Genomic DNA, 7731 nt, shown 5'->3' with positions numbered 1-7731 from the left:
GTGGTTCAAGTACGGGCTGAAGGCCCAAAAGCTCCTAGCCCAGGGCATCGCCCTGGGTATAATGGCAATCAGCAAGGCGCCCTGTAAGGGCAAAAGCTTTGTATATTTCCATATTTGAAAGCTTTTGCCCTTACAGGGCGACAGGTTTGCGTCCATAAACACCCAGGGCGATGCCCTGGGCTAGGAGCTTCTGCCCTTTCAGGGCGTGTGGGGCTTACTTGTGAAACTTAAATTCTTTACAAAAAAATCAATGCAGCGGTGCCTCTTCCGAAGGTCTGCCAGGCTTTATTCTGAGATGATATCTGTTTCCATCATATTCCATGCGCATGATGTTCGTCCTGTTGGTCTTCATCTCATCGCTCGAATGAGCTACAAGATGTTCGTAGAGATCAATTGCCACATGTCCCATTGTTCTGCGCAGATTGATTTCGATGCAAGGAACCACGCCCAGTCCGGTTCTGTTTACATCCTCACCTTCCTGATTCAGCACAGCCTCGCAGAATTCATCCTTCTCCCCTTTCGTGCAGATCATCATGTCAACGCCAAACGGACCACTGTAAATATCCTTCAGCGCCGGCTCCATTACCTCAATGATACGCTGTCTGATTCCGGCAAGCTGAGCCTCGCTAATGAGTGGTTTCATCATTTCCACCTTATCATCTTCAGAGCAGAGCACATTGCCCGAATAGGCATTCTTGATTGTATCGAAGAGCGAAAGACCGCGATAGAGTACCTTGCCATCTTTCATTTCAAACTCCATGGCGAAATCTCTCACCTTATTATATAGGGGCTCTACGGTTACGCCGCCCTGATGATAAATCATGTTTGCCACCCATCTTTCGAAGGTAGGATAATCTCCGGCAGTCTTGAAATCCTCAGCACTCACATATTTCACTCCCCTCCCGCTACTGCTCCAAGGAGCCTTGACCACAGCTTTGCCATGCTGGAGAATGAGTTCTTTGACACGGACCGTTTCAGTAACATATTCCACGCCACGCTGCAGATGAAGGGCAGCCCATTGCCTGCTGCTCACCTCGCGTACCTTATTCAATACAGCATCAGTCGGCAACATAATCTCCGGCATTCCCAAACGCTCCAACTCACCTTTCAGCGACAGGTTCCATCCCCAGGGATGAACACTGTCAAGAAATTCTGTCTTGAGCAGATGCTTCAGCTGAGGCTTGGTGATGAATTCAACCTTGCTGTTCAGTTCAGCTCCAAAATGGCGCACCCTGTTCTTCGCAAAATCAATGTCATCAACAAGTACGAGGTCGCCCTCTTCCGCCCAAAGAGCCGGAATGAAAGCAAGATCACTTCTAAGTTGTCTTCCCGCATGAGGCGCGGTGAACTGTTTCAGATTTGCAGCCAAAGCCAAATCGTGTTCTGGATTGAAAATATGTAATTTCATGGTGCAAAGATATAAAGAAATGTGCAAAAAAAGGCAGAAAAACCGCATTTTTACTTAGACAAGTGCTAAATAATGAAAAAAAAGTTACTTTTTGCTATCTAGAGTTTGCAAATTAGAAATATTTAATTACCTTTGCATCGTAAAAACAATAAGAAACGATATAAACTCATGGAAGAAGCATTCTTCAGAACACATACATACCTCGTAGAGCATACGAACGCACCAGTAAGACGTACTCTGATGGACGAAATCGACTGGAGCGATCGTCTGATTGGCATTAAGGGAACACGCGGTGTAGGAAAGTCTACATTCCTCCTTCAATATGCCAAGGAGCACTTTGGCCCTACTGACCGCAAGTGTCTGTTTGTGAATATGAACAATTTCTATTTTCAAAGCAGAGGAATCGCAGATTTTGCAGGCGACTTTGTTCGCCATGGCGGCAGAACCCTTCTCATCGACCAGGTCTTCAAACAGCCGGACTGGAGCAAGGAGCTGCGTAAATGCTACGACCTCTATCCAGAGTTAAGAATCGTGTTCACAGGTTCCAGCGTGATGAGACTGAAGGAAGAGAATCCTGAGCTCAATGGAATCGTGAAAAGCTATAACTTGCGAGGCTTCTCTTTCAGAGAGTTTATCAACCTGCAGACTGGCAACAGTTTCCAGCCATATACACTCGATGAAATCTTGCGCAACCACGAGCACATCATCAAGCAGATACTGCCAAAGGTGAGCCCGATGAAGTACTTTCAGGACTACTTGCACCATGGATTCTATCCATTCTTCCTGGAGAATCGCAACTTCACAGAGAATCTACTAAAGACAATGAATATGATGACCGAGGTAGACATCCTCCTCATCAAGCAAATCGAACTGAAATATCTCACCAAGATCAAGCGGCTCTTCTATCAGCTCGCTGTAGAAGGCGCCAAGGCTCCCAACGTGAGCCAGCTTGCCGAAGAGATCAATACCAGCAGGGCTACGGTAATGAACTACATCAAGTATCTTGCTGATGCGCGACTCATCAACATGATTTACCCTACCGGGCAGGAGTTTCCTAAGAAACCATCCAAGGTGATGATGCACAACTCCAACCTGATGTACGCCATCTATCCTATCCAGATAGACAAGCAGGAGGTGATGGAGACATTCTTCGTCAACTCGCTCTGGAAAGACCACAAGATAAGCCAGACCGGCAAGGACCACTACTTCATTGTAGACGGTGAGAAGAAGTTCAGAATCTGCGATGCGCAATCTCCAAACAAGGTGCGCAACAATCCCGACATCATCTACGCCCGATACAATACCGAGGTAGGTAAGGATAACAGAATTCCGTTGTGGCTTCTGGGCTTCCTATATTAATATTAAGGTGTAGGAATGGGCAAAAACATTCGACAAAAACAAAAACAGAACTGAAAATTGAACTCTTCAACAGATTCAACTATCAAAGTTCAAAGGAATAAAAATACAAAACATTTTTAATATTTTATCTAAAAGTAAAATGGCTAAAGAGAAAAAATTTATCACTTGTGATGGTAACACAGCTGCCGCACACGTAAGCTACATGTTTACAGAGGTTGCTGCTATCTACCCTATTACTCCATCATCACCAATGGCGGAGCATGTAGATGAATGGGCTGCCAAAGGTCGTAAGAACCTTTTCGGTCAGCGAGTTTCTATCCAGGAAATGGAATCAGAGGCTGGTGCTGCCGGTGCAGTTCACGGTTCTCTCCAGGCTGGTGCCTTGACTTCAACTTACACTGCTTCTCAGGGTTTGTTGCTGATGATTCCTAACATGTACAAGATTGCTGGTGAGTTGCTTCCTTGCGTATTCAACGTATCAGCTCGTACATTGGCTTCTCATTCACTTTGTATCTTCGGTGACCACCAGGACGTAATGGCTTGCCGTCAGACAGGCTTCGCTATGTTCTGCTCAGGTTCTGTTCAGGAGGTTATGGACCTCTCTGCAGTTCCTCACTTGGCTACATTGGAGACAAAGGTTCCTTTCATTAACTTCTTCGATGGTTTCCGTACTTCTCACGAGTACCACAAGATCGAGGAGATGGATATGGAAGACATCCGTCCATTGGTTAAGGAAGAGTTCATCGAGGACTTCCGTAACCGTGCATTGACTCCTGAGCGTCCTGTTACTCGCGGTACCGCTGAGAACCCAGAGACATTCTTCACTCACCGTGAGGCTTGCAACACTTACTACGATGCAATCCCTGAGGTAGTAGAGAAGTACTGCCAGGAGATGACTAAGATTACTGGTCGTGAGTACCACCTCTTCAACTACTATGGTGCTGAGGATGCTGAAAACATCATCATCCTGATGGGTTCTGCTACAGAGCCAGCTCGCGAGGCTATCGATTACTTGAACAAGCAGGGCAAGAAGGTTGGTATGGTTGCAGTTCACCTCTTCCGTCCATTCTCTGTTGACTTCTTGAAGAAGACTATCCCAGCTACAGTTAAGCGTATCGCTGTTCTCGACCGTACTAAGGAGCCAGGTGCAGAGGGTGAGCCATTGTACCTCGACGTTAAGTCAGCTCTCTACGATGACGAGCGCAAGCCATTGATCGTTGGCGGTCGCTACGGTCTCGGTTCTTCTGATACAACTCCAGCTAAGATTGTTGCTGTATTCAAGAACCTCGAGTTGCCACAGCCAAAGAACCACTTCACTGTAGGTATCGTTGATGACGTTACATTCACTTCTCTCCCAGAAGAGGAGGAAATCCCAATGGGTGGTGACGATTTGTTCGAGGCTAAGTTCTACGGTTTGGGTGCTGACGGTACTGTTGGTGCTAACAAGAACTCAGTTCAGATTATCGGTAACAATACTAACAAGTATTGCCAGGCATACTTCTCTTACGACTCTAAGAAGTCTGGTGGTTTCACCTGCTCTCACTTGCGTTTCGGCGACAGCCCTATCCACAGCGCATATCAGGTAAATACTCCTAACTTCGTAGCTTGCCACGTACAGGCTTACCTCCACATGTACGATGTAACACGTGGTTTGCGTAAGAACGGTTTCTTCCTGTTGAACACTATCTTCGACGGCGAGGAGTTGGTTAACTTCATCCCTAACAAGGTAAAGCGTTACTTCGCTCAGAACAACATCACAGTTTACTATATCAACGCAACTAAGATTGCTCAGGAGATTGGTCTCGGCAACCGTACCAACACCATCCTCCAGTCTGCATTCTTCCGTATCACAAAGGTTATTCCTTTGGATCTCGCTGTAGAGCAGATGAAGGCATTCATCGTTAAGTCTTACTCTAAGAAGGGTCAGGACGTTGTTGACAAGAACTTCGGCGCTGTTGACCGTGGTGGTGAGTACAAGCAGTTGACAGTCGATCCAGCTTGGGCTAACCTCGCTGACGATGAGGCTAAGGAGGATAATGCTCCAGCATTCGTTAAGGAGCTCGTTCGTCCTATCAACGGCCAGGCAGGTGACCTCTTGAAGGTTTCTGACTTCGTTAAGCACGACACAGTTGACGGTACATGGCAGAATGGTACAGCAGCATTCGAGAAGCGTGGTGTTGAGGCATTCGTACCAGTATGGAACGTAGAGAACTGTATCCAGTGTAACAAGTGTTCATTCGTTTGTCCTCACGCAGCTATCCGTCCATTCGTATTGACAGATGAGGAGCTTGCAGGCATCGAGGGTCTCGAGACTCAGGATGTAAAGGCACCTAAGGCTTTGGCTGGCATGCACTTCCGCATCGAGACTTCAGTACTCGACTGTCTGGGTTGTGGTAACTGTGCTGACGTCTGCCCAGGTAAGAAGGGTGAGAAGGCGTTGACAATGGTTCCATTCAACGTTGATGCAGAGGATATGGTCAAGGAAGCAGCTAACTGGGAGTACCTCGTACACAAGGTAGCTTCTAAGCAGGATCTCGTTGACATCAAGCAGAGCCCTAAGAACTCTCAGTTCGCTCAGCCATTGTTCGAGTTCTCTGGTGCTTGCTCTGGTTGTGGTGAGACTCCATACGTTAAGTTGATTTCTCAGCTCTTCGGTGACCGTCAGATGATTGCTAACGCTACTGGTTGTTCTTCAATCTACTCAGCTTCTATCCCATCTACTCCATATACAAAGAACGCTAAGGGTCAGGGTCCTGCATTCGACAACTCATTGTTCGAGGACTTCTGCGAGTTCGGTCTCGGTATGGTAATGGGTAACAAGAAGATGAAGGAGCGCATCGCTCACTTGCTCGAGGAAGCTAAGGCTAGCGAGAAGGTTTCTGCTGAGTTCGTAGCTGCTGCTGACAAGTGGATTGCTAACATGAACGATTCAGAGGGTTCTAAGGAGGCTGCTGCAGAGTTGAAGCCTCTCATCGCTGCTTGCGCTGAGAAGGGTTGCCCTATCTGCAAGGAGCTCAAGACTTTGGATCACTACCTCGTTAAGCGTTCACAGTGGATCATCGGTGGTGACGGTGCTTCTTATGATATCGGTTACGGTGGTCTCGACCACGTATTGGCTTCTGGTGAGGATGTTAACATCCTGGTACTCGATACTGAGGTTTACTCTAACACTGGTGGTCAGTCTTCTAAGTCTACTCCACTCGGTGCTATCGCACAGTTCGCTGCTCAGGGTAAGCGTATCCGTAAGAAGGATCTCGGTTTGATGCAGACTACATACGGTTACATCTACGTAGCTCAGGTAGCTATGGGTGCTGACAATGCTCAGACATTGAAGGCTATCCGCGAGGCTGAGGCTTATCCAGGTCCATCACTCATCATCGCTTACGCACCATGTATCAACCACGGTTTGAAGCGTAAGGGCGGTATGGGTCGTTCACAGCACGAGGAAGAGTTGGCTGTTGAGTGCGGTTACTGGCACTTGTGGCGTTACAACCCACTGTTGGCTGATGAGGGTAAGAACCCATTCACACTCGATTCTAAGGCTCCAAACTGGGAGAACTTCCGCGACTTCTTGCTCGGTGAGGTTCGTTACCTCTCTGTACAGAAGGCATTCCCTAAGGAGGCTGATGAGCTCTTCACTCAGGCAGAGAAGATGGCTAAGCTCCGTTACCAGACTTACGTTCGTAAGAGCCAGGAGGACTGGAGCGAGCAGATCTAATCTAGTGAGATTTCAATAGGTTAAATATATAATCCGAAGACCTTGGTTGCGTTCTGCAATCAAGGTCTTTTTTGTTTTTCTAGGGTTCTAATTACTCCCCAAATTCCTTCTTTACATCAAAGCAGGAACAGGCTTTGTTGGCAAATTCATTATGACCATGAATCGTAGCTAATGGATATTCCTCCTTCAGCTGCTCGATGAGGGCATGAATTAAAGTGCAAAATCGGCTATTCATGGGCTAAAAAACGCATTTTGCAAACAGAAAACTCTATTTTCTCCGTTTTTCATCGCTGAAAACAGGTATTGGGAGAAAGCATAAAAAGCGAACACTATGATTTATAATGTAAATATATATTCCATTCATAACTCAACATACAGACTTCACTTCACACACGTAATATACATACTAAATAGTTATATAACAACAGGTTACCCATTTTAATCTTAGTATTGTTATTATGCAGTTTCTAGCTTTTCGCACTATTACCACGTCAATATTTTATTAATTGCTATCAAAGATAATAAAAAGTTGGCAAACCCAAGAATTTTATCACGTTATTTAACGGAAAAATGCAAAATATGGGGGTTAGGAAGGTATTTTACCCCCTCTTCTAAGGGTAAAAAATGCCCCTCCTCGGACTCGAAATCATGCTCCAAAGGTAGGTATTTTTGACAAATACAATGAATTTGGGATATAAAAAATGAGCACTAGAGTGGTGCAACGTACAGTATTTCGCACCAGAGAATGTAGATTATTATTATACACATACAAATGAAGAACAACTGATACAAACTTTCGTAATTATCTCATACACAAGTAATTTAGAACTATCACATACTCTAGCAAACAACCAATTAAAGCATTACACTTAGTGGGTCATTAGGTCAAAGTCATTTAGGGTCATTATGTTTTCCGAGAGTTAAAAAGTCACTATAGATATATATAAATAAATATTTATATATACTATAGCAGCAAAAGTGACATTTACTTTTTCAAATGACCCTAAATGACATTGACACCAAATGACCCCTTTTCATTTCTTCAGCTACTTCCGAGTCTTTTCTTGCATTTTCGTTGTTTTGCAATAAAGTTCAGATAGAAAATCAATAGAACTTATTGTATTACAGCCACTTATAGCTTTTCTCGCATAGAAAGTCAGGGTGAAAGCTTGCATTCTGCCCGAAAATGTTGTATCTTTGCACCGGCAATCGAAAGAACAGCCTTTTGTGCCTTGCTCGGGTCTTC

Annotated in this window: 4 protein-coding genes; 2 read left to right on the top strand and 2 right to left on the bottom strand. The window is 45.3% G+C overall.

Annotated elements, in window-relative coordinates; genetic code table 11:
• Window positions 1-247: 247 nt before the first annotated feature.
• Window positions 248-1408, bottom strand: coding sequence for a hypothetical protein (locus KSW37_RS14695; protein WP_217315124.1), 1161 nt, complete (start codon window positions 1406-1408; stop codon window positions 248-250).
• Window positions 1409-1576: 168 nt separating this feature from the next.
• Between KSW37_RS14695 and KSW37_RS14690 the strand changes: the two genes are divergently transcribed.
• Together KSW37_RS14690 and nifJ are read left to right on the top strand one after the other, a co-directional pair.
• A complete protein-coding gene (locus KSW37_RS14690) occupies window positions 1577-2767 on the top strand; it encodes an ATP-binding protein (RefSeq protein ID WP_217315122.1) in 1191 nt (396 codons plus the stop codon).
• A 139-nt stretch (window positions 2768-2906) separates the two neighbouring features.
• Window positions 2907-6485 (top strand): pyruvate:ferredoxin (flavodoxin) oxidoreductase, encoded by a 3579-nt coding sequence (gene nifJ, locus KSW37_RS14685; protein WP_217315120.1) that lies wholly within the window; start codon window positions 2907-2909, stop codon window positions 6483-6485.
• Between the two features lie 91 nt (window positions 6486-6576).
• On the opposite strand, the gene KSW37_RS14680 is transcribed toward nifJ, so the two are convergent.
• The gene (locus tag KSW37_RS14680) at window positions 6577-6720 is read right to left on the bottom strand and encodes an N-acetylmuramoyl-L-alanine amidase (RefSeq protein WP_217315118.1); all 144 of its coding nucleotides are present in this window, start codon (window positions 6718-6720) and stop codon (window positions 6577-6579) included.
• Between the last annotated feature and the right edge of the window lie 1011 nt (window positions 6721-7731).

The organism is Segatella copri (genome assembly GCF_019127135.1).
Taxonomy (GTDB): domain Bacteria; phylum Bacteroidota; class Bacteroidia; order Bacteroidales; family Bacteroidaceae; genus Prevotella.
This window is presented reverse-complemented; position numbering and strand designations above follow the sequence as displayed.

Bases quoted from the DNA above. Each gene is read 5' to 3' on its own strand.
- KSW37_RS14695 (WP_217315124.1), bottom strand. From the start codon at position 1,408: ATGAAATTACATATTTTCAATCCAGAACACGATTTGGCTTTGGCTGCA.
- KSW37_RS14690 (WP_217315122.1), top strand. From the start codon at position 1,577: ATGGAAGAAGCATTCTTCAGAACACATACATACCTCGTAGAGCATACG.
- nifJ (WP_217315120.1), top strand. From the start codon at position 2,907: ATGGCTAAAGAGAAAAAATTTATCACTTGTGATGGTAACACAGCTGCC.
- KSW37_RS14680 (WP_217315118.1), bottom strand. From the start codon at position 6,720: ATGAATAGCCGATTTTGCACTTTAATTCATGCCCTCATCGAGCAGCTG.